The 18294-nt window shown below is 71.3% G+C and carries 21 protein-coding genes; 14 read left to right on the top strand and 7 right to left on the bottom strand.

The window, feature by feature from the left end; translation table 11 throughout:
- Nucleotides 1-26 precede the first annotated feature (26 nt).
- The 5 genes from AC5Y4Z_RS10940 (at nucleotide 27) to AC5Y4Z_RS10960 (ending at nucleotide 4886) form a co-directional block, all read left to right on the top strand.
- Nucleotides 27-1100, top strand: coding sequence for a glycosyltransferase family protein (locus AC5Y4Z_RS10940; RefSeq protein ID WP_499963543.1), 1074 nt, complete (start codon nucleotides 27-29; stop codon nucleotides 1098-1100).
- A complete protein-coding gene (locus tag AC5Y4Z_RS10945; RefSeq protein WP_499963545.1) occupies nucleotides 1097-2287 on the top strand; it encodes a glycosyltransferase family 4 protein in 1191 nt (396 codons plus the stop codon). Before AC5Y4Z_RS10940 ends, AC5Y4Z_RS10945 begins: the two co-directional genes overlap by 4 nt.
- Nucleotides 2184-3200: a glycosyltransferase gene (locus AC5Y4Z_RS10950; RefSeq protein ID WP_499963547.1), complete on the top strand. Its 1017-nt coding sequence runs from the start codon at nucleotides 2184-2186 to the stop codon at nucleotides 3198-3200. Before AC5Y4Z_RS10945 ends, AC5Y4Z_RS10950 begins: the two co-directional genes overlap by 104 nt.
- Entirely contained in the window at nucleotides 3197-4027 is an 831-nt protein-coding gene (locus AC5Y4Z_RS10955) for a glycosyltransferase family 2 protein (RefSeq protein WP_499963549.1), read from the top strand. The genes AC5Y4Z_RS10950 and AC5Y4Z_RS10955 overlap by 4 nt, the downstream gene beginning before the upstream one ends.
- 91 nt (nucleotides 4028-4118) lie before the next feature.
- The gene (locus AC5Y4Z_RS10960; protein WP_499964746.1) at nucleotides 4119-4886 is read left to right on the top strand and encodes an SDR family oxidoreductase; all 768 of its coding nucleotides are present in this window, start codon (nucleotides 4119-4121) and stop codon (nucleotides 4884-4886) included.
- A 4-nt stretch (nucleotides 4887-4890) separates the two neighbouring features.
- Here the strand turns inward: AC5Y4Z_RS10960 and AC5Y4Z_RS10965 are convergent, their stop codons facing one another.
- The 3 genes from AC5Y4Z_RS10965 to AC5Y4Z_RS10975 all read right to left on the bottom strand — a co-directional run bounded on the left by AC5Y4Z_RS10965 (nucleotide 4891) and on the right by AC5Y4Z_RS10975 (nucleotide 7503).
- Nucleotides 4891-5859, bottom strand: coding sequence for an aldo/keto reductase (locus AC5Y4Z_RS10965; RefSeq protein WP_499963551.1), 969 nt, complete (start codon nucleotides 5857-5859; stop codon nucleotides 4891-4893).
- 150 nt (nucleotides 5860-6009) lie between these two features.
- The gene (locus AC5Y4Z_RS10970) at nucleotides 6010-7005 is read right to left on the bottom strand and encodes a sensor domain-containing protein (RefSeq protein ID WP_499963553.1); all 996 of its coding nucleotides are present in this window, start codon (nucleotides 7003-7005) and stop codon (nucleotides 6010-6012) included.
- A 105-nt stretch (nucleotides 7006-7110) separates the two neighbouring features.
- Complete coding sequence (locus AC5Y4Z_RS10975; RefSeq protein ID WP_499963555.1) at nucleotides 7111-7503, bottom strand: hypothetical protein; 393 nt, start codon at nucleotides 7501-7503, stop codon at nucleotides 7111-7113.
- Nucleotides 7504-7685: 182 nt separating this feature from the next.
- Between AC5Y4Z_RS10975 and AC5Y4Z_RS10980 the strand changes: the two genes are divergently transcribed.
- Both AC5Y4Z_RS10980 and AC5Y4Z_RS10985 read left to right on the top strand, forming a co-directional pair.
- Complete coding sequence (locus tag AC5Y4Z_RS10980; RefSeq protein WP_499963557.1) at nucleotides 7686-8246, top strand: hemerythrin domain-containing protein; 561 nt, start codon at nucleotides 7686-7688, stop codon at nucleotides 8244-8246.
- A gap of 79 nt (nucleotides 8247-8325) precedes the next feature.
- On the top strand, nucleotides 8326-8982 hold the full coding sequence (locus tag AC5Y4Z_RS10985; RefSeq protein ID WP_499963559.1) for a UdgX family uracil-DNA binding protein: 657 nt from the start codon (nucleotides 8326-8328) through the stop codon (nucleotides 8980-8982).
- A gap of 10 nt (nucleotides 8983-8992) precedes the next feature.
- Here AC5Y4Z_RS10985 and AC5Y4Z_RS10990 read toward each other — a convergent pair whose 3' ends face one another.
- The 3 genes from AC5Y4Z_RS10990 to AC5Y4Z_RS11000 form a co-directional block, all read right to left on the bottom strand.
- Nucleotides 8993-10786: a thiamine pyrophosphate-requiring protein gene (locus AC5Y4Z_RS10990; protein WP_499963561.1), complete on the bottom strand. Its 1794-nt coding sequence runs from the start codon at nucleotides 10784-10786 to the stop codon at nucleotides 8993-8995.
- A gap of 191 nt (nucleotides 10787-10977) precedes the next feature.
- On the bottom strand, nucleotides 10978-12027 hold the full coding sequence (locus AC5Y4Z_RS10995) for a DNA topoisomerase IB (RefSeq protein WP_499963563.1): 1050 nt from the start codon (nucleotides 12025-12027) through the stop codon (nucleotides 10978-10980).
- A gap of 99 nt (nucleotides 12028-12126) precedes the next feature.
- Nucleotides 12127-12525, bottom strand: a complete 399-nt coding sequence (locus tag AC5Y4Z_RS11000) for a heme-binding protein (protein ID WP_499963565.1) — start codon at nucleotides 12523-12525, stop codon at nucleotides 12127-12129.
- 327 nt (nucleotides 12526-12852) lie between these two features.
- Between AC5Y4Z_RS11000 and AC5Y4Z_RS11005 the strand changes: the two genes are divergently transcribed.
- From AC5Y4Z_RS11005 to AC5Y4Z_RS11035, 7 genes are read left to right on the top strand one after another with little or no spacing between them, the layout of a single operon-like run.
- Nucleotides 12853-13395, top strand: a complete 543-nt coding sequence (locus AC5Y4Z_RS11005) for a Na+/H+ antiporter subunit E (RefSeq protein WP_499963566.1) — start codon at nucleotides 12853-12855, stop codon at nucleotides 13393-13395.
- The gene (locus tag AC5Y4Z_RS11010) at nucleotides 13392-13652 is read left to right on the top strand and encodes an MrpF/PhaF family protein (RefSeq protein ID WP_499963568.1); all 261 of its coding nucleotides are present in this window, start codon (nucleotides 13392-13394) and stop codon (nucleotides 13650-13652) included. Before AC5Y4Z_RS11005 ends, AC5Y4Z_RS11010 begins: the two co-directional genes overlap by 4 nt.
- Nucleotides 13649-13999: a monovalent cation/H(+) antiporter subunit G gene (gene mnhG, locus AC5Y4Z_RS11015; RefSeq protein WP_499963570.1), complete on the top strand. Its 351-nt coding sequence runs from the start codon at nucleotides 13649-13651 to the stop codon at nucleotides 13997-13999. The genes AC5Y4Z_RS11010 and mnhG overlap by 4 nt, the downstream gene beginning before the upstream one ends.
- Entirely contained in the window at nucleotides 13996-14295 is a 300-nt protein-coding gene (locus AC5Y4Z_RS11020; protein WP_499963572.1) for a Na(+)/H(+) antiporter subunit B, read from the top strand. Before mnhG ends, AC5Y4Z_RS11020 begins: the two co-directional genes overlap by 4 nt.
- Nucleotides 14279-15217: an MnhB domain-containing protein gene (locus AC5Y4Z_RS11025; protein ID WP_499963574.1), complete on the top strand. Its 939-nt coding sequence runs from the start codon at nucleotides 14279-14281 to the stop codon at nucleotides 15215-15217. The genes AC5Y4Z_RS11020 and AC5Y4Z_RS11025 overlap by 17 nt, the downstream gene beginning before the upstream one ends.
- A complete protein-coding gene (locus AC5Y4Z_RS11030; RefSeq protein WP_499963576.1) occupies nucleotides 15214-15582 on the top strand; it encodes a sodium:proton antiporter in 369 nt (122 codons plus the stop codon). The genes AC5Y4Z_RS11025 and AC5Y4Z_RS11030 overlap by 4 nt, the downstream gene beginning before the upstream one ends.
- Nucleotides 15583-15595: 13 nt before the next feature.
- Nucleotides 15596-17338, top strand: coding sequence for a complex I subunit 5 family protein (locus AC5Y4Z_RS11035; protein ID WP_499963578.1), 1743 nt, complete (start codon nucleotides 15596-15598; stop codon nucleotides 17336-17338).
- Between the two features lie 7 nt (nucleotides 17339-17345).
- Here the strand turns inward: AC5Y4Z_RS11035 and AC5Y4Z_RS11040 are convergent, their stop codons facing one another.
- Nucleotides 17346-18200, bottom strand: coding sequence for an SDR family oxidoreductase (locus AC5Y4Z_RS11040; RefSeq protein WP_499963580.1), 855 nt, complete (start codon nucleotides 18198-18200; stop codon nucleotides 17346-17348).
- Nucleotides 18201-18294: the final 94 nt, after the last annotated feature.

Here is an 18294-nt window from a genome sequence, read left to right on the forward strand (position 1 = left end):
CTTCGACCCCTTGCCTTTTCGGAAGGATGTCATCGGTGCGTGTTGCTTCGGTACCGGCTTCGCACGTATACGTGCGACACCTGTCCGAGCCCGGCGGCTTCGACAGCGTGGTGCGCCTGGCCGACCCGGCGCCCGCCGACGGCCGGACCGTCCCGGGCGGCTGGTGGCCGCCGCTGATGCTCGAGCCCGGCTGGGTCGGCGACAACCACGACCGGTTCGACGTGTTTCACGTCCACTTCGGCTTCGACGCCATCTCGCCCGACGTGCTGTCGGGGGTGGTGGCCGAGCTCAAGGCCCACCACAAGCCGCTGGTGTACACGTTGCACGACCTGCGCAACCCGCACCATGATGTGCCGCAGGCCCACGCCGAGCAACAGGACGTGCTGGTCGCGGCGGCCGACGAGTTGATCACCCTGACACCGGGTGCCGCACAGGCGATTTCGTCTCGGTGGGGACGCGCCTGCCGGGTCCTTCCCCATCCGCACGTGCTGAGCAGCGGCCGCATCGAAAAGGAGCGCAGCGACGGTGCGAGCTTCGTGGTCGGTGTGCACGCGAAAAGCCTGCGCGCCAATATGGATCCGCTGCCGATCGTCGATGCGCTCGTCGAAATCGTCTCGGCGCTGCCGCACGCGGTACTGCGGATCGACGTCCACGACGAAATTTTCGATCCCGCCAACCACTGGTACGCGCCGCGGACCGGCGCCGCGCTGCTGGCCTACGACCGCCACGGCCATGTCCGCGTGCGGGTGCATCCGTACTTCTCCGACGCCGAATTGTGGGACTACTTGGCGTCATTGACCGTCTCGGTGCTGCCGTATCGTTTCGGCAGCCACTCGGGCTGGCTCGAGGCCTGCTTTGACCTCGGCACGGCCGTCATCGTCCCGAGCTGCGGATTCTACGACCAACAGCGCCCGTGCGGGGTCTTCGAGTTCAGCGAGGAAAGCTTCGACGAGCAATCGCTGGGCCGCGCGGTCGCGGAAGCCCACCGCCGCTGGACAATTGGCGCCCCGATGCCGCGGGCGAGCTGGGCGGCGCGACGGAGCGAACGGGTGCGACTCGCCGCGGCTCACCGGCGCCTGTATCGCGAGGTGCTGGGATGACCGCGCCGTTGCGGATCGCGGTGATCGCGTCCAGCCGCTTCCCCATCAGCCAGCCGTTCGCCGGCGGTCTGGAAGCGCACGTGTGGCACCTAGCCCGCGCCCTCGTCGGGCGCGGCCACCAGGTGTCGCTTTTCGCCGCGCCCGGATCCGACCGGGACCTGGGATGCCGCAGCCTCGCGGTGCGCAGCCTGGAGGTCTCGGCGACCGCGCGCGCCGACGTGTCCATGCCGCCGGAGACCTTCATGGCCGACCATCACGCCTACCTGACGCTGATGTTGCAGCTGGCGACCAGCGCCCGCGGCGACTTCGACATCATCCACAACCACAGCCTGCACTATCTGCCGGTGGCGATGGCCCCCATGCTGCGCACGCCGCTGCTCACCACGGTGCACACGCCCCCGACACCGTGGCTGGAGTCCGCGATCCAGTCCACGGCCGGGGCCCCCAGCCGCTTCGTCGCCGTCTCCCGGCACACGGCGACGGCGTGGCGCGACGCCGTCGGCGATATCGCCGTGGTGCCCAACGGAATTGACGTGCGGCAGTGGCCGCTGGGTCCCGGCGGCGACGCGTTGGTGTGGTTCGGCCGGATCACGGCCGAAAAGGCGCCCCACGTGGCCATCGGGGCGGCCCGGCGCGCCGGCAGGCGACTCGTGCTCGCCGGCCCGATCGCCGACGCGCAGTACTTCGCCGCCGAGGTGGCGCCGCAGCTGGATGACGAGATACGCTACGCCGGCCACCTCGACCAGGAGCAGTTGGCGCGGCTGGTCGGCGCGTCCGCCGCGGCCTTGGTCACCCCGATGTGGGACGAACCCTACGGGCTCGTGGTTGCCGAGGCCATGTGCTGCGGCACGCCGGTGGTCGCTTTCGCCCGCGGGGGGATCCCCGAACTCGTTGCGCCCCAGTCGGGCCGGCTCGTGGAGCCCGGCCACGTCGCCGCCCTGGCGCGGGCCATACCCGAGGCCCACCGGCTGGCACGCGGCCCCGTGCGCGAGCACGCCCTGCGCCGGTGCTCGTCGGAGGCGATGGTGCGCGGCTACGTCGACTTGTACCGGCAGGTGATCGAAAACCACAGCGAGGTCAGCGATGATCGGCTACTACATCCACCACCACGGTTTCGGTCATATGGCGCGGGCGATGAGCATCTGCGCGCAAATGCGCCACCCGGTCGCCGCGTTGACCTCGTCTGAGGTCCCCACGCCACACCCCTTCGCGGCCACCGTGAAGTTACCGCGTGACGACCAGGGTCGGCACATGGGCCGGCCCACCGCGCACGGCGCGCTGCACTGGGCGCCGCACCACGACAACGGGTTTCGGGAACGGATGAACGCGATCGCACAATGGGTCACCGAGGAGCGACCGCAGGCCTTCGTGACGGACGTGTCGGTGGAGGTGGCGGCCTTCGTCCGGCTGCTGGGCGTGCCGCTGATCGTCGTCGCGCTACCCGGCACCCGCGTCGACCCCCCGCACCTGCTTGCCCACCGGCTCGCCGACCACATCGTGGCGGCCTGGCCCAAGGATCTCTCCGAGCCGGCGTGGTTGCGGCCCTACGCCGACAAGACCAGCTACGTCGGGGGCATCAGCCGCTTCGACGGACGGGCCTGTTCCCGCGCCGATGGGCCGACTGGCCCGCCGGACACGTTGCGGGTCCTCGTATTCGGCGGGGGCAGTGCGGAATTCGGCGAAACCGCCGCCGACGGCGCGCGGGCCTGTCCGGGCACGACGTGGACGGTGCTCGGCGGCGGCAACGGGAGCTGGGCCGACGATCCCTGGCCACGGATCTGCGGCGCCGACGTCGTCGTCACGCACGCGGGCCAAAGCTGCATCGCCGACGTCGCCGCAGCGCGGCGGCCCGCCGTGGTGATCCCCCAGCCGCGTCCCTTCGACGAGCAACGCGCCACCGCCGAGGTGTTGCGCCGGCATCGGCTGGCCACGGTCGCGCACGGGTGGCCCGACACCCGGGCCTGGCCGGCGCTGCTGGCGCACGCCCGGGCCGGCGAGCCCGGCGCGTGGTGTCGCTGGCAGGTGCGCGACGCGGCCGCTCGCGCCGCCGCGGCGATCGAAGCCACCGCGCAGCGGTGCGCGCCCGGGCCGGCGGTATGAAGACCGCGGTGATCACCACCGCGCGGGGCAGAAGCCTCCACCTGCGCCGCCAGCTGTGCGGACTAGCGGGCAGCGCCGCGCCGCCCGACGTGCATATCGTGGTCGCGCTCGGCGATCCGTGCGTCGCGCAGACCGTCGCCGACGCCGGGGCCGCTGCCCATGTCCTCGAGGTGCGCGCCGCCGAACCCGTCCCCGTCGCGCACGGTCGCAACCGGGGAGCCGCCGCCGCGCTGGCACGCTCGGCCGAACTGTTGGTGTTCCTCGATGTCGACTGCATTCCGGGGAGGCACCTGCTCGATCGCTACCGGCACGCGGCGTCGAACCCCGAGCACGCCGGCGCCCTGCTGTGCGGACCGGTCACCTACCTGCCGCCGCCGGGACCGGCCGGCTACGCGATCTCCGAGCTCGAGGCCCACCCCGATCCGCACCCCGCGCGTCCCGCGCCGCCCGACCGCCACGTCGAGTCCACCACGGACTACGCCCTGTTCTGGTCGCTGTCGTTCGCCGTGACCGCCGCGACGTGGCATCGCATCGGCGGCTTCTGCGAGCGCTATCGCGGCTACGGCGGTGAGGACACCGACTTCGCGCAACGTGCCGCGGCCCGGCGTGTGCCGATGCGCTGGGTGGGCGGCGCGCACGCCTTCCATCAGTTCCACCCGACCGCCGACCCGCCCGTGCAGCATCTCGACGACATCCTGCGCAACGCCACGATCTTTCACGAGCGATGGGGCTGGTGGCCCATGCGGGGCTGGTTGGCCGCGTTCGAGGAGAACGGCCTCATCGAGCGCGACCCCCACGGGCGTCCGCGCCGCACCACGCCGCGCTAGACCGCCGGGCGCCCTCACGCGACCCCGCCCTGGTCGATACGCTGTGCCTCCAGCGGGCTCGTTACAGGAGAGGGCGAATATGTCAAGGACAGTGGTGGTTGGCGCATCGAGCGGCCTCGGGCGTTGCATCGGCGTCGGCCTCGCTCGGCGCGGCGATCAGGTCGCCCTGCTCGCCCGGCGACGTGAGCGCATCGACTCCGCGGCGAAGGAGGCGGGCCCCGGCGCGGTCGCCATCGAATGCGACGTCACCGACGAGGCGTCCTGCCGCGCGGGAATTGGCGCCGCCGCGGACGCGCTCGGCGGGATCGACAACCTCGTCTACGCGCCTGCCGTCGGGCCGCTGGTCCGGATGGTCGACACCGACGCCGCGACCTGGCGGCGCATCTTCGACACCAACGTCATCGGCGCGTCGCTGGTGACCGCCGCGGCGGTGCCGCACCTGACGGCTTCGGCCGGCAAGGCGGTCTACCTGTCTTCCGACGCAGGCACTTTCGGGCCGCCGTGGCCGGGCCTGGGGGCGTACGGCGTCAGCAAGGCCGCCCTCGAAAGGCTCGTCGAGGCGTGGCGGGCCGAGCATCCCGACATCGGCTTCACCAGCCTGATCGTGGGGGAGTGCGCGGGCGGCGAGGGCGACGGGCAAACCGGGATGAACGTCGGCTGGGACATGGACCTCGCGATGCAGGCCGTCCCGCTGTGGTCCTCGCGCGGCTGCATGCCCGGCAAGCTGATGCCCATCGAGGACCTCGTCGACGTGGTCCACACGATCCTGCGCACCAATGCCGCGACGTCGATGCCGGTCGTGGTGGCGCGGGGAGCCCCCGCCAGCCCGGCGGCGTTCGCCGACGCCGCGCAGTCGTAACGGTCTAGCGCCTCAGTCTCTCGCGGACCGTGTCCACCAGGAAGCGCCCGCTCGACACCGGCCGGAAGGCGCGCGCCGCGGCGGTGAGCGCGTCGCGCGCGTCCGGGGGCAGCTCGATGTCGCCGGCGGCGACGTTGAACTCGAGCTGCTCGACGCTCGACGCGCCCGGAATGGCCACCACGCCCGGCAGGCTGACCAGCCACGCCAGCGCCACCTGGGCCGGCCGGGCGCCGACGCCAGCCGCCACCTCCCGCAACGTGTCCAGCAGCGGCTCGATGCGGCGCAGGTTTTCCGTGCCGAACAGCGGGTTGATCGCCCGGACGCCGCCGGGACGGTTGTCCGGGCCGTACTTGCCGCCCAGCAGCCCTTGGGCCAGCGGGCTGTAGGCGATCACGATGCGGTTCTCGCTTTCGGCGAAGGGCACCAGCTCCTCGAGCGCACCGGCGTGGGCGAGCGAGAAATGCACCTGGTTGCTGACGACCGGGCGCCCGAGCGCGGCGTCGGCCTTGCGCCACCGCGCCAGCGAGTAGTTCGAGACGCCGGCCGCGCCGATTTTTCCGGCGTCGAGCAACTCGCTCATGCCGGGCATGATCACCGAATCGGGGACCAGCGGGTTGGGTTGGTGGATCTGGTAGAGCGGGATGCGATCGAGCCCCAGCCGCCGCGCGCTCGCGCCTGCGCGTTGCTTGACCACGGCGGGAAACGGGGCCACCGGGAAGACCTTGCTGGCCACCGCGACCTCGGCGCGCTCGTCGCCGAGCGCCTCGCCGAGGATCCGTTCGCTCTTGCCCAGGCCGTACACCTCGGCGGTGTCGAACAGCGTCACGCCCAGGGCACGGGCCCGCCGCACGATGTCGCGCGCCGCGCCCGACGCGTAATGATCCCCGTAACCCCACTCGCGCGACCCGAATTGCCACGTGCCCAGGCCGATTCGGCTGACCCGTCCGACCCCGTCGACGTCGAGATATTTCATGGGTCCACCCTAGGCGAGCGCTAGCCCGAGTCGCTATTTCACCGACACCAGACGACGGCCTGGGGCCTCCGATACGCACCGAGCGTGGTGGCTAGGTACGGATTTCAACGAATTTTCGTGCATACCACCCACGGTCGGTGACTCACGACGCTAGCCCGGGATCTTGTTGAGCGTGTATTCGGCGATGCTCACCGCCGATTGCCGGGGGCGCAGCGCGTCGGTGGTCCCGCTGTAGGACACGTACAGGTCGACGACGACGTTGGCCTTGGCCGCGATCGCGCGGGCGGAGCGCACCTGAAGTCCCTTGGGCGCCAAATCCATTGTGGTGACGCCGTTTCCGGCGTCGGCGGGGGCGCTCAACGCGAACGGGATCGCCCCCGCCTCCGGAATCGTCACGCTCACGGTCGTGCCGCCGCACTGGCGCCACCCCGAGAGCAGCCTGTCGAGCTGGGACTGGGCCGCGGGCGGGTCGCGAAACGCCGCGACGGCCTGGATTACCTGGACCGACTTGAGCAGGCTGCGCGTGTCGGAGAATTCCGCCGCGTGGTAGCCGAAGAGGGCTTCGACGGTGTAGGCGTCCGGGGTCCCGGGCGCGATGGCGCCCCAGCACTCCGGGCGGTCGATGGTCCCCTCCCGGTCGGAGCGGGCCGGGTGGTCCCAGGTCTGGCCGGCCTCGAGGTTCTGGTCGTCGGTCATGGTTTTCAGGTCATTCAGGCCCGGCAGCAGCGTGGCGATGGCGTCCGGTGCGACGGTGGGCCCCGGCGGCGCCGCGGCGGTGCTGGCGGGTGCCGCGGGGTTGCCGGGGGCGGAACGGAACGCGGCCACGGCGGACCACGCGAGGACGGCGACGACCGCCAGCGTGACGAACGCGTACGACAGCGCCACCCCGGTCAGCGCGCGGTTTCGGCCGGGCTCCCCCGTGCGGCGCAGCCGCGCCAGCGCGAGGTGTCCCAGCACCGCACCGACGGGCGGGGACAGGAAGGCGAACACCAGCGACTGCGTCGCCAGGGGGTGGGCGCGCGGGCGCTGCGGCGGCGCGGGCGGGGGTTCGGGGACCGGCAGTTCGAGCGGCGGGTCGGGGGGTGGCGGGCGGCCCAGCGGGTCGTAGCTCAGCGGGCCGTACCCGAAAGGATCCTGGGGATTCACGGCGGCCTCCTTAGCCTGGGACCCTGCCGAGAATGTAGCCGACGGCGCCCGGGGGCGGGGGCGCCACTGCGGGCGGCGTGCGAGCGACGACGCCCGCGCGCCGGATCACCTTGTCGGAGAAGGGCTTTCCGGACCGAACCGCCCGGGTCTTTTCGACGCCGGCACCAGCTGCGGGGGGCCGTCGGTGAAATCCGGTCGAGCCAGCCGGAAGCGATCGATCAGGTGCGAAAGCGTGCGCAACTCGTCGCGCAACGTCTGGAACCTGCGCATGTCGGCGTCGTCGAGCCGTCCCAGCGAGCCGTAGTGCCGCAGCCGGCTCAGCCGCCCGGCCAGCACGGTGCCCCACCGGATGCTGAAGTCGTAACGCCGGCCCTCGCTGATCGGCTCCTCGTCGTCGCTTTGCGCGAGTTCCCGCAGCGCTTGGATCTGCTGAGTGATCAAGGCGACGTCGTTGTCGATGTCGATGGCCGTCCGCGGGGGATTCTGTGTCGCGCTCATCGGATTCTCCTGTCTGCCTGCCAGGATTACCCGAATCGGCGCACCTCACACGTGTTTATCCGGCCGGGGCACGCACCGTTTCGTGGCCGCGAGCCTCGGGTAGCCGCAACAGAGCGCGCAACAGCCCGCGCGCCGAATCCAAGACGAAGACAACCAAGACAGCAGAGGGGAGAGACTGCCTCATGGTTCGTACCGCCATCACGTCGCCCACCGATGTGGTCGACTTTCTGGTCAGCCAACACGAACAGATCAAAGCGTTGTTCGCCGAAACGCTCTCGGCCTCCGGGAACAAGCGGGAGGAGGCGTTCGTGGAACTGCGCCGGCTGCTCGCCGTGCACGAAACCGCCGAAGAGGAGGTCGTGCACCCGCGCGCCAAGCGGAAGATCGCCGACGGCGCCGCGGTGGTCGACGAGCGACTTCAGGAGGAGCACGAGGCCAAGACGGCCCTGCAGGAACTGGAGAAGCTCGACGTCGACAGCGAGGAGTTCACCCGCAAGCTGACCGGGCTGCGCGACGCCGTCCTCGACCACGCCGAGCACGAGGAACGCGACGAGTTCGCCAGGCTGGGCGAGCAATTGAGCGGCGAGGAGCTGGACCGGATGGGCCGCGCCGCCAGGCTCGCCGAGGCGATCGCCCCCACCCGGCCGCACGCCGGCGTCGAAACCCAGCTGGCCAACCTGGCCGCCGGACCTTTCGCGGCGATGCTGGACCGGGCCCGCGACGCGATCGTGGGCAAGGGCTAGCGTTTTCCCGGCGCGGGGCAGGGGTATGCCCAGGGCCGTGACGTCCCTGGGCAGCTTCCTGCTCGATCCCGCCTGAGCCATGGCGGCCGCCAAGACCAGCGCCGCGCGCTACCTTCCCGAGGATCGCGCGCTGGATTCGTTGCAGAGCGCGGCCGGCCATTGCCGCGGCTGCCCGCTTTTCGCCGACGCCACCCAGACCGTCTTCGGGCACGGGCACCCGGGGGCTCCCATCATGCTGGTGGGCGAGCAGCCGGGGGACCAGGAGGACCGGGCCGGCCTGCCGTTCGTCGGCCCCGCGGGGCGGTTGCTCGCCCGGGCGCTCGACGAGGCCGACATCGACCCGACGCTGACGTACCAGACCAACGCCGTCAAGCATTTCAAGTTCACCCGCAAGGGCGGCAAACGGCGCATCCACCAGAAGCCGAGCCGCACCGAGGTCGTCGCGTGCCGGCCGTGGCTGATCGCCGAGATCGAGGCGGTGCGCCCGCAGGTGATCGTGTGCCTAGGGGCGACCGCCGCGCAATCCCTGCTGGGGGCCGCGTTCCGGGTCTCGGCTGAGCGCGGCCGGGTCGTCGAGTTGCCCGACACCGTCGACGTGACGCTCGAGCCGGCGCCGATCGCCGTGGCGACGGTGCACCCGTCGTCGGTGTTGCGCGATCGCAGCGCCGCCCACGACGCGGCCTACGCGTCGTTCGTCGACGACCTGTGCAGCGCCCGCATCGCCTACGCGGGCTGAGCCACGCGCATCAACTCTTCTTGTGCGGCAAGAACTCCTGCACCTTGGTCTTCAGGCCCACCTTGACGAAGCCGACGCGGTCCTCGTCGCCGGACAGCACCGCGGCCGTCGCCGCCTTGAACTGGTCCCAGGTGGCGTGCGGGGGGATGGGCGGCATGTCGGGGTCGACGTGGACGTCCAGCACCGTGGGGCGATCGGACGCCAGCGCGTTGCGCCAGGCGTCCCCGAGCTCGTCGGGGTCCTTGATGGCCCGCGCGTTGAGGCCGAGGCTGGCGGCGAACCCGGCGAAGTCGATGTCCGGAAGGTTTTGCGACTCCGCGAATTTGGGCGAGCCGGCCATCGCCCGCATCTCCCACGTGACCTGGTTGAGGTCGTTGTTGTGCAGGATCGCGACGATCAGACGGGGATCGCCCCACTCCTGCCAGTATCGCTTGATCGTGATGAGCTCGGCCATGCCGTTCATCTGCATGGCGCCGTCACCGACGAACGCGATAACCGGCCGATCCGGGTTGGCGAACTTGGCGCCGATCGCGTAGGGAACGCCGGGGCCCATCGTGGCCAGGGTGCCCGACAGGGATCCGCGAATGTCGCCGTGGAACCGCAGGATTCGCGCGTACCAGTTGGCCGCCGACCCCGAGTCGGCGGTGACAATGGCGTTGTCGGGCAGCTGCGGCGACAGCTCGGAGAACATGCGCATCGGGTTGATCGGGTCGGCGCTGACATTGGCTTCCATGTCCATGGTCTCCCACCAGCGCGCTACGTTGGCCTCGATGGTCTCGCGCCAGCCGCGGTCCTCCTTGCGGCGCAGGTGCGGGATCAGCGCCTGCAGTGCGGCCTTCGCGTCGGCGACGACGTTGACCTCGTACGGGTAGCGCATGCCGATGAACCGGCCGTCGACGTCGATCTGCACGGCGCGGCACTGGTCGAACTCCGGCAGGAACTGGGTGTAGGGGAAGCTGGACCCGACGGTGAGCAGCGTGTCGCAGTCGCGCATCAGCTCGTAGCTGGGCCGGGTGCCCAGCAGCCCGATAGATCCGGTGACCCAAGGCAATTCGTCGCTCAACACGTCCTTGCCCAGCAGCGCCTTGGCCGCGCCGGCGCCGAGCAGGTCGGCAACCTCGGCCAGCTCGCGGTGCGCGCCGCGGGCGCCGGTCCCCACCAGCATCGCGACCTTCTTGCCCGCGTTGAGCACCTCGGCGGCGCGGGTGATGGCCGCGTCGTCGGCCGCGATGGCCGGCTCTTCGATGCCCAGGCTCGACGGCACCATCTTGAAGGCGTGGGTCGGCGGCGAGTACGGCAGCTCCTGCACGTCCGACGGGATGATCAGCGCCGTCGGGGCGCGCTGAGTCATCGCCACCCGGATGGCGCGGTCCAAGACGTTGGGCAATTGCTCGGGGACGGTGACCATTTGGATGTAGTCGCTGGCGACGTCCTTGAACAGGCTCATCAGGTCGACTTCCTGTTGGTAGGAGCCGCCCATGGCGCTGCGGTTGGTCTGGCCGACGATCGCGACCACCGGCACGTGGTCGAGCTTGGCGTCGTAGAGGCCGTTGAGCAGATGGATGGCGCCGGGTCCCGACGTCGCCGCGCAGATCCCGACCCGGCCGCTGAATTTCGCGTAGCCCACCGCTTCGAACGCGCTCATCTCCTCGTGGCGCGATTGGATGAACATCGGCTTGTTGTCGGCGCGGGCCCAGGCGGCCAGCAGCCCGTTGATGCCGTCACCGGGGTAGGCGAACACGTGCTCGACGCCCCATGCCCGCAGTCGTTCCAGCAGGTAGTCCGAGACCTCTTGTTTCGACATTGGTGTCCTCCTCGACGGACGGTGACGGGACGGCGGCGTGACGCGAAAGACGGATCCCGGATCGCCGTGGGTTCGACGGGCCGGATGGCGGTGGTGCGGGCGGCAGCCGTAACCGACGGGCGGCGCGCCACACAAAACCCGGCATACCCGGAAATGAGGCCGGTTATTCGTCCATCACGGCGGCGCCACGTTCACGCGCTCTTGGGCAGCGCTCCGGGTTCGCTGCGGCCCTTGGCCACTCGCCGGATCAGCATGCGGGTGGCCTTCTCCAAAATCTCCTGCGCCGCCTCCGGTCGCCGGGCGCGTGCGGCGCGACGTGTCGCCGCGCCGATCGTCATGCCCTGCTCGTAGCCGGCGACGACGCGCGGGTCCACATAGGAGCCGCGGGCCACTGCCGGGGTGTTGCCGAGCTCCTCGGAGACCTCCTTCATCACCGCGGACTGGACGCGCTTGACCACCCGCTGCGAGACGGGCGGGTCGGCGTCGGCGAACGCCGCGGCGGCCAGCACCGTCCCGTGCCAGGTACGCAGGTCCTTGACGGTGTACTCGTCGCCGACCATCTCCTTGAATCGGGCGTTGAGGTCGTCGGAGCGGATGTCGACCCACCCGGATCCGGTGCGGCACACCAGCAATCGTTCCGTGCGGTCCGGGCGCCGCATCAACGCCCGCACCGCGCGGACGATTTCGGCGTCCTCGATCTCCACGGTGCGCCGCACCCCGCTCTTGGCAGGGAAGTCGAATTCGACCGAACGGCGGCGCACCTTGACATGACTGCACTGCAGCGTGGCCATGCCGTAGGACTCGTGTTCCTCGGCGTACTGCTCGCCGCCGGCGCGGAAGTAGCCGCGGTCGAGCAGGCGCAGCGCGACGGCCAGGACCCGCTCGCGCGTTAAACCGCGGCGCGCCAGGTCTTTACCGACCCGCGCCCGCCACAGCGGCAGCTGCGCGGAGAGCTCCAGGACGCGGTCGAACTTCTCCTCGGCGCGCTCCTGCTGCCACGCCGTGTGGTAGAGGTACTGGCGGCGTCCGGCCGCGTCGGTGCCGACGGCCTGGATGTGGCCGCCTGCGTACGGGCAGATCCAGACCTTCTTCCACGCCGGCGGGATGACGAGATCCTTGATGCGCGCCAGCGTGTCGGGATCGGTCAGCCGTTGGCCGTCGGGGTCGTGGTAGGCGAAGCCCTTGCCCCGGCGCTTGCGGGTGATCCCCGGCTTGCCGAGATCGCTGCGACGCAGCCGCATGGTGTGCCTCCGGTCCGTCTGGGTGACTGGACAATTACCCGCGCGCCGAACACGCGAAACGACCCGCCACGACGCTGTGGCGGGTCGTCTCACCGGTGGCTAGCCGGCCATGAATTCCTGGTAGGCCGACTCGAGCGTCGGCGGCAGGGCCTTGACGTTGCACTGCCGCTCGGTGTCGCCGATCGGCGCCAGGATGCCGCGCAGGTCGGAGTACTGCTGCGGGTGCGCGGTGAAGTACGCCCGCAGGTTGGACGCGGCCTCCGGCCGCGGCTGACCGTAGGCGGCCGTGACCACCTGGTTGGCGTCCGGGTGTGCGGCCAGGTATTGCTCTGCCGCGCCCTGCACCGAGGACACCGTGGCGTTTACGCCGCCCGGGCTGCAGTCGGGCGCGGCGGCCGCCGACGGGGCACCGATGACGCCCATGGTCAACCCCCCGAGCAGACAGCCCGCGCTGATGCCGGCGACTCGCCGGCGCGCGACGATACTGCTGATTTTCATGATGAGTGTTGTCCTTCGAAATTGATCGGACTCGTCGAATCGAGGGTCCCGAGCCCCTCGAAAACCAAAGTAGCGGAAGCCCGCTGTGGCGGCCTTTACTCGCAAACGACCACCGGCATCGCACACCGCCAAGCGCGGCCGATCGGCGCCGATTTGGCTAAGACAGCAACCAAATCGGGCCGCCAACGCTGAGAATTCTTAGAGAACGGGACCGGTTCTTAAGCAATCGCGAGGCAGATCGTGACAAAACCGTGACGTGAATGACGGCCGGATAGGGCGGGTATGCGCTCAGTCGCGGGTGTGCCGAGTCGTGGGAGCGGGTGCGCAGTGGGCCTAGGTGGTCGGGGCGGGCGTTTGCAGCGGGTGGTCGCGCTGACCGCGTGGGCCTATGGCGTGTGGATCTTGCTGACGTGGACCGCCACCGTCGAGGACCTGCTGGTCGGGCTGGTGATCGCCGTCGGCTGCGGGATCGCCTTCGCACCGCTGGGCCCCGTGCCGGGACCGTGGTCGGCGCTGCGGCCGCGCCGCCTCGCCGCGCTGGTCCTGCTCGCCGCGGGGTGCGCGGCCCGGATCGTCGCCGCCAACCTCTCGCTGACCCGGCGCATCCTGTCGCCGTCGCGACCGCTGCGGTCCGGCATGGTCGTGGTGCCCACTCAAGCGCGCACCGACGGCGAACTCGCCGCGACGGGCGTGCTGACCTCGCTGGTCGTGGACAACCAGTTCGTCGACCTGGACCGAGGCCTGCACCGGTTGCAGTATCACGCGATGGCCGTGCCCGACGGGCCGGCGGGCGAGTCGGTCAACGCGCCGCTGGAGCGGCGGGTTCTCGCCGTGACCCGGCCCCCGAAACTCGAGAGGAGCACCGGATGAACGGCGTTCTGGCCGCGGTCTGCGTGGCGCAGCTGGTGGTGGCGGGCCTCGTGCTGATCCGGCTGGCGCGCGGGCCGTCGGTGTCGGATCGGGTGGTCGCGCTCAATACCGTCTCCACGCAGTGCGCGCTGGTGGTGCTGTTCTACTCGGCCCTCGCCGACCGGACCATCTACCTGGACCCGGCCCTGTGGCTGGCGTCGTTCAGCTACCTCGGCGCGCTGGTGTGGGCGCGCTACCTGGAACGGGGCCTGCTGTGACGGGCGCCGTCGTCGCGGTGTTGTGCGGCATCGGGATGTTCTTTTCGCTGAGCGGGGCGATCGGCATCCTGCGCATGCCCGACGTCTACACCCGCATCCAGTGCTCCTCGAAGACGATCACCGCCGGCGCGCTGCCGCTGCTGGCCGGGCTGGCGCTGGCCAAGGGCCCCTGCACCGCCTACGGCTCCCGGGCGCTTTTCGTCGCCGCGCTGCTGCTGCTGGTGAACCCGATCGCCTCGCACGCCCTGGTGCGCGCGGCCTACAAGACGAAGGTTCCGATGTGGCACGGCGCGGTCTCAGACGAACCCCGGCAGCCGCGCCGGTCCGCGCGCGGAGACCGCGGGTGACGGCGTTCTGGATCGTCGACTACCTGTGCCTGGCGCTGGTGACGGCCAGCGCGCTGCTGGTCGTGTTCCTGCGCAGCCTCACCGCGTCGGTGATGGCGCTGTCGGCGGTGGGCACCGTGCTGGCCGCGCTGTTCGTCGTGCTGGCCGCCCCCGACGTCGCGCTGGCCACGGTGGTGGTCGGCGCGATCGCGCAGCCGGTGCTTTACCTGATCGCGATCGGCAAAATCCGCACCGACGTGGTCGACCGCGGCGAGCTCGGCGAGAGCCCGAACGGCGGGGGTGGGGGCGGTGGCTGACCCGCGGCTGTCGCGCGACGCCCGCTGGCACCGCCCATGGCTGGCCGCGGCGCTGGTGGGGGCGTTCGCGGCGCTTGTCCTGGCCGGCCTCACCGGCCTGCCCGACGGGGCAAATGCGTTGCCGGACATCGCAAGACACGCCGTCGCCATCGCCCTGCCGCGGTGGGGGACCACCGAGGCGGTCAACGAGGTGGTCTACGGCAGCCGCGCGTTCGACACCTTCGGCGAGACGTTCCTGTTGTTGGCCGCCGTCGTGGCGGTGCTGGTGTTGTCGCGGGGCCGCGAACCGCGCGCGGAGTATGTCGGCGAGGCCAGCGCCGGACGCGCCGAACAGCGGCGGGCCGACCCGCCCGAGGGCGCCGACGAAGAGGAGTCGCAGGCGCGCGCGGCCGAAGAACGCGAGCGCGAGGACGACCCGGCGCCCGACAACGCCGACGACGATCCGCTCGGTGCGCCCGCGCCCGAACGGGCGGTCGCGATGACGGTGGTGGTGCGCATCGGGGCGCGCGTCGCGGCGGTGGTCCTGTCGGTCGCCGGGGTCTACCTCGCCGCCTGGGGTTATACGCCCGGCGGCGGCTTTCCCGCCGGGGTGGTGCTGGCCGGGGTGGTCGTGCTGCTCTACACCGCCCTCGGCCACCGCGCGATGCGGGCGGTGGTCCGCCCGTCGGTGCTGGAAATCGCCGAAATGCTCGGTGCCGCAGCCATTGTCGTGGTCGGGCTGGTGGGCCTGTGGCTGGCCGGTTCGTTCCTGGACAACTGGCTGCCGCTGGCGCCGCAGCAGACGATTCGCTCCGGCGGCACCCTGCAGGCGGTCTCGGCCGCCGAGCTGGTGGAGGTGGCCACCGGGATCACCATCGCGGTGTTCGCGCTGCTGGGCATGGGCCACGACTGGACACCCGACGTGGGAGAGGACGAGCAATGATCGTCGCCAACTACGTCGCCGCGGGCGTCGTGTTCTGCCTGGGACTGTTCGCGGTCCTGTCGCAGCGCAACCTGATCAAGATCGTCCTCGGCCTGTCGCTGATGGAGTCGTCCACCTATCTGCTGCTGGTGTCCCTGGCCTACCGCAACGGGGCGACGGCACCGGTGTTGGCGGGCCTGCCCGAAGGGCGCAGCCAGGGCGACCTGGTCGCCGGGAACGTGGCCGACCCTGTGCTGCAGAACTTTTGCATCACCGCGGTGGTCATCGGGGTGGCGGTCACGGCCGTGTTCTTGACCGTCGTGGTGCGGGTGGCGCAGCACTACCGCAGCGTCGACGCCGCGGACCTGACCGAGCTGCGGGGCTGAACGGCATGGACCGGTGACGACGGCCGCGCAGCTACTGCCGCTGCCGGTGGTGTTCCCCTTGGTCGGGGCGGTGCTGGCGCCGCTCGTCGCCCGGCGCGACGGGCGCGCGCCGCTGTTCGTCGCGGTGGCCGCGCTGGCGGCGTCGCTGGCGGTGCTGCTGTTCGCGGGCGCCCGGGTGTTCGCCGGCAGCGGCCATCTGCTGACCCATTTCCTGTCCAACGAGCGCCCGGTGGGGTCGGCGGCGCTGGGTATCGCGTTGGTGGCGGACCCGTTTGGTGTCACGTTCGCGGTGCTGGCCGCCGCCATCGGGATCGTGATCGTGATCAGCGTGCTGTCCGAGCTGGGCCACCTGGGACCGCGGGAGCTGGGCGGGCTCGCCTGCCTGGTGCAGCTGCTCCTGGCGGCGTTGATCGCCGCCGCGCTCGCCGCGGACACGGTGGACCTGTTCGTCTGGTTCGAGGTGGCGGGACTGGCCAGCTTCGGGCTGACCGGATTCTTCCTGGAGCGCCCGATCGCGCTGGAGGCGGCGTTCAAGAACCTGGTGCTCACCAGCATCGCCGCGTTCTCCGTATTCGCCGGCAGCGCAATGCTTTACGCGGCGACGGGGGCGCTGAACCTCGGGCAGCTGCACCGCGCGATGGCCGGCGGCGGCTCCCGGGCCGCGCTGCTGGCGGTCGCCCTGTTGGTGGCGGGGTTCGCCACCAAGGCCGGCCTGGTGCCGTTTCACGGCTGGCTACCCGATGCCCACACCCCGGTGCCGGGCGCGGTGTCGGCGCTGTTTTCGGCGCTCATGGTCGACCTCGGGGTGATCGCGCTGGCACGCATCGGGCTGCAGGTCCTCCCGCAGCTGCGGTCGCTGCCGACCCTGCTGACCGGCATCGGTCTGGCCTCGGCGCTGCTGGGCTCGGCGATGGCGCTCGTGCAGGACGACCTCAAGCGCCTGCTGGCCTGGGACACCGTGGCCCAAACCGGCGTGCTGGTCACCGGATTCGCCAGCCGAACCGCCGACGGTGTCGCGGGCGCGACCTACCATCTGGTCAACCACGGGCTGTTCAAGGCGCTGCTGTTCCTGTCCGCCGGCGCGGTGGTGCACTCCACCGGGGTCACCGGCCTCGCCGACATGGGCGGGCTGGCGCGCAGGCGCCCGCTGCTGACCGCCGCGTTCACGGTGGGCGCGCTGTCGATCGCCGGGGTGCCGCCGCTGAACGGGTACGCCTCCCTGGGCCTGATCCACAAGGGCCTGTCGGATCGGCCACTCGTGCTGGGCTGCGCGCTGGCCGCGCAGATCCTCACCGTCGCGGCGTTGGGCCGCGCCGCCTACCTGGGTTTCTACCGGCGCCGCGACGAAGGGTATGAGCATCTCGAACCCATCAGGGCAGGCATGAAGGTCAGCCTGGCGCTGTTGAGCACGGGCTGCCTCGCCTTCGGGGCGCTGGCCGGCCCGTTCGTGGCCCGCGTCGCCGGCCCGGTGAGCGCGGGCCTGCTGGATCCCGGCGCCTACGCGTCGGGCGCGCTGGGTGCCGCGGTCACGTTGCCGCCCGCCGACGTGGCCTTCCGCTATCTGGAGCCGAAAACGCTGGGGCTCTTGGCCGTTGAACTGCTGCTCGGCCTGATCCTGTTGGCGGTGGCCCTGCGCACGGACCGGGTGTCGAGGCTGCTGCGGTGGTTGCGGCGCCCCCACACCGGCAGCGTCAACGACTATGCCGCCTTCGCCGCCGCTGGGATGGTCGCGGCCGCCTGCGCGCTGCTGCTGTGAACCGGGCTCAGCGGCTCGTGTTGGAGAGGTCCCGCCTGCGCAGCCGCGTCGGCGCGGTGGCGCCGTCGCCGTCCGCGCTGCCGTCCGAGCTGCCGTTTGTGCCGTCCGGCGCCAGGGTGTGCAGCCACGTGTCGACGTCGGGGCCGACGACGATCGCTCCGTCGGCGGCCAGCAGCGCCCCGGTGCCCAGTGCGCTCAGCGCGGGCGCGACGGTGCGGACGCGACGGTCATCGCCCTGGAGGGCGAGCACCTTCGACGTGAGGTCGGGCAGCCGGACGGCCTCGGGGCCGGTGACGGTGCGCGGCGGGTGCGTCTGGGCCAGCGCCGCCTCGACCAGCACGTCGGCCACGGTGTCGGCGGCGACGGGCTGGATGAGCCAGTCCTCGACGACCACCTCGCCGTCCTGCGCGCGGACCGCCGCGGGGTTGGTGGCGAACTCGTACCACTGGGTGGACTTCACGATCGTCGCCGGCACCGGGCCGTCGAGCACGATCTCCTTCGCCGCCCGCTTGGCTTCGTAGTACGCAAAGCCGTCGAACACGGGGTCCTCTATGCCGGCGATCGTCAGCACCACCAGCCGTCGAATGTCCCGCGCCGCGCACGCCCCCACGATGTGGTGGGTCGCGGTGGCCACGGTCTGGGTGATGCCCGTCCGCCCATCGGCGGGCAGCGGATTGGAGACGTCGATGACGACGTCGACGCCCGCCAGCGCTTCGTACAGCCCCCGGCCGGAGACCACGTCGACGCCCTGGGCGCGGGACATCTCGACGACCGCGACGTCGCGGGCCTTCAGCCTGGGGACGACGCGCGACCCGGCCGTGCCGGTCGCCCCGATGACGGCGACGGTGCTCAGTTGCCTCACCCCCCTTATGCGGTCGCCCGGTGGGCCTACCCCGCAAACCGTCCTTCAAACACGCTTGTTCGCAACGTGGATCGCCCCCGTGATCAAGCGCACA

Source organism: Mycobacterium sp. NGS63, from assembly GCF_059812295.1.

Coding starts and splice junctions, on each gene's coding strand:
- AC5Y4Z_RS10945 (WP_499963545.1), top strand. CDS start 1,097: ATGACCGCGCCGTTGCGGATCGCGGTGATCGCGTCCAGCCGCTTCCCC.
- AC5Y4Z_RS10955 (WP_499963549.1), top strand. CDS start 3,197: ATGAAGACCGCGGTGATCACCACCGCGCGGGGCAGAAGCCTCCACCTG.
- AC5Y4Z_RS11000 (WP_499963565.1), bottom strand. CDS start 12,525: ATGAAAATCAGCAGTATCGTCGCGCGCCGGCGAGTCGCCGGCATCAGC.
- AC5Y4Z_RS11030 (WP_499963576.1), top strand. CDS start 15,214: ATGATCGTCGCCAACTACGTCGCCGCGGGCGTCGTGTTCTGCCTGGGA.
- AC5Y4Z_RS10965 (WP_499963551.1), bottom strand. CDS start 5,859: ATGAAATATCTCGACGTCGACGGGGTCGGACGGGTCAGCCGAATCGGC.
- AC5Y4Z_RS10985 (WP_499963559.1), top strand. CDS start 8,326: ATGGCGGCCGCCAAGACCAGCGCCGCGCGCTACCTTCCCGAGGATCGC.
- AC5Y4Z_RS10990 (WP_499963561.1), bottom strand. CDS start 10,786: ATGTCGAAACAAGAGGTCTCGGACTACCTGCTGGAACGACTGCGGGCA.
- AC5Y4Z_RS10980 (WP_499963557.1), top strand. CDS start 7,686: ATGGTTCGTACCGCCATCACGTCGCCCACCGATGTGGTCGACTTTCTG.
- AC5Y4Z_RS10975 (WP_499963555.1), bottom strand. CDS start 7,503: ATGAGCGCGACACAGAATCCCCCGCGGACGGCCATCGACATCGACAAC.
- AC5Y4Z_RS10995 (WP_499963563.1), bottom strand. CDS start 12,027: ATGCGGCTGCGTCGCAGCGATCTCGGCAAGCCGGGGATCACCCGCAAG.
- AC5Y4Z_RS10940 (WP_499963543.1), top strand. CDS start 27: ATGTCATCGGTGCGTGTTGCTTCGGTACCGGCTTCGCACGTATACGTG.
- AC5Y4Z_RS10950 (WP_499963547.1), top strand. CDS start 2,184: ATGATCGGCTACTACATCCACCACCACGGTTTCGGTCATATGGCGCGG.
- AC5Y4Z_RS11010 (WP_499963568.1), top strand. CDS start 13,392: ATGAACGGCGTTCTGGCCGCGGTCTGCGTGGCGCAGCTGGTGGTGGCG.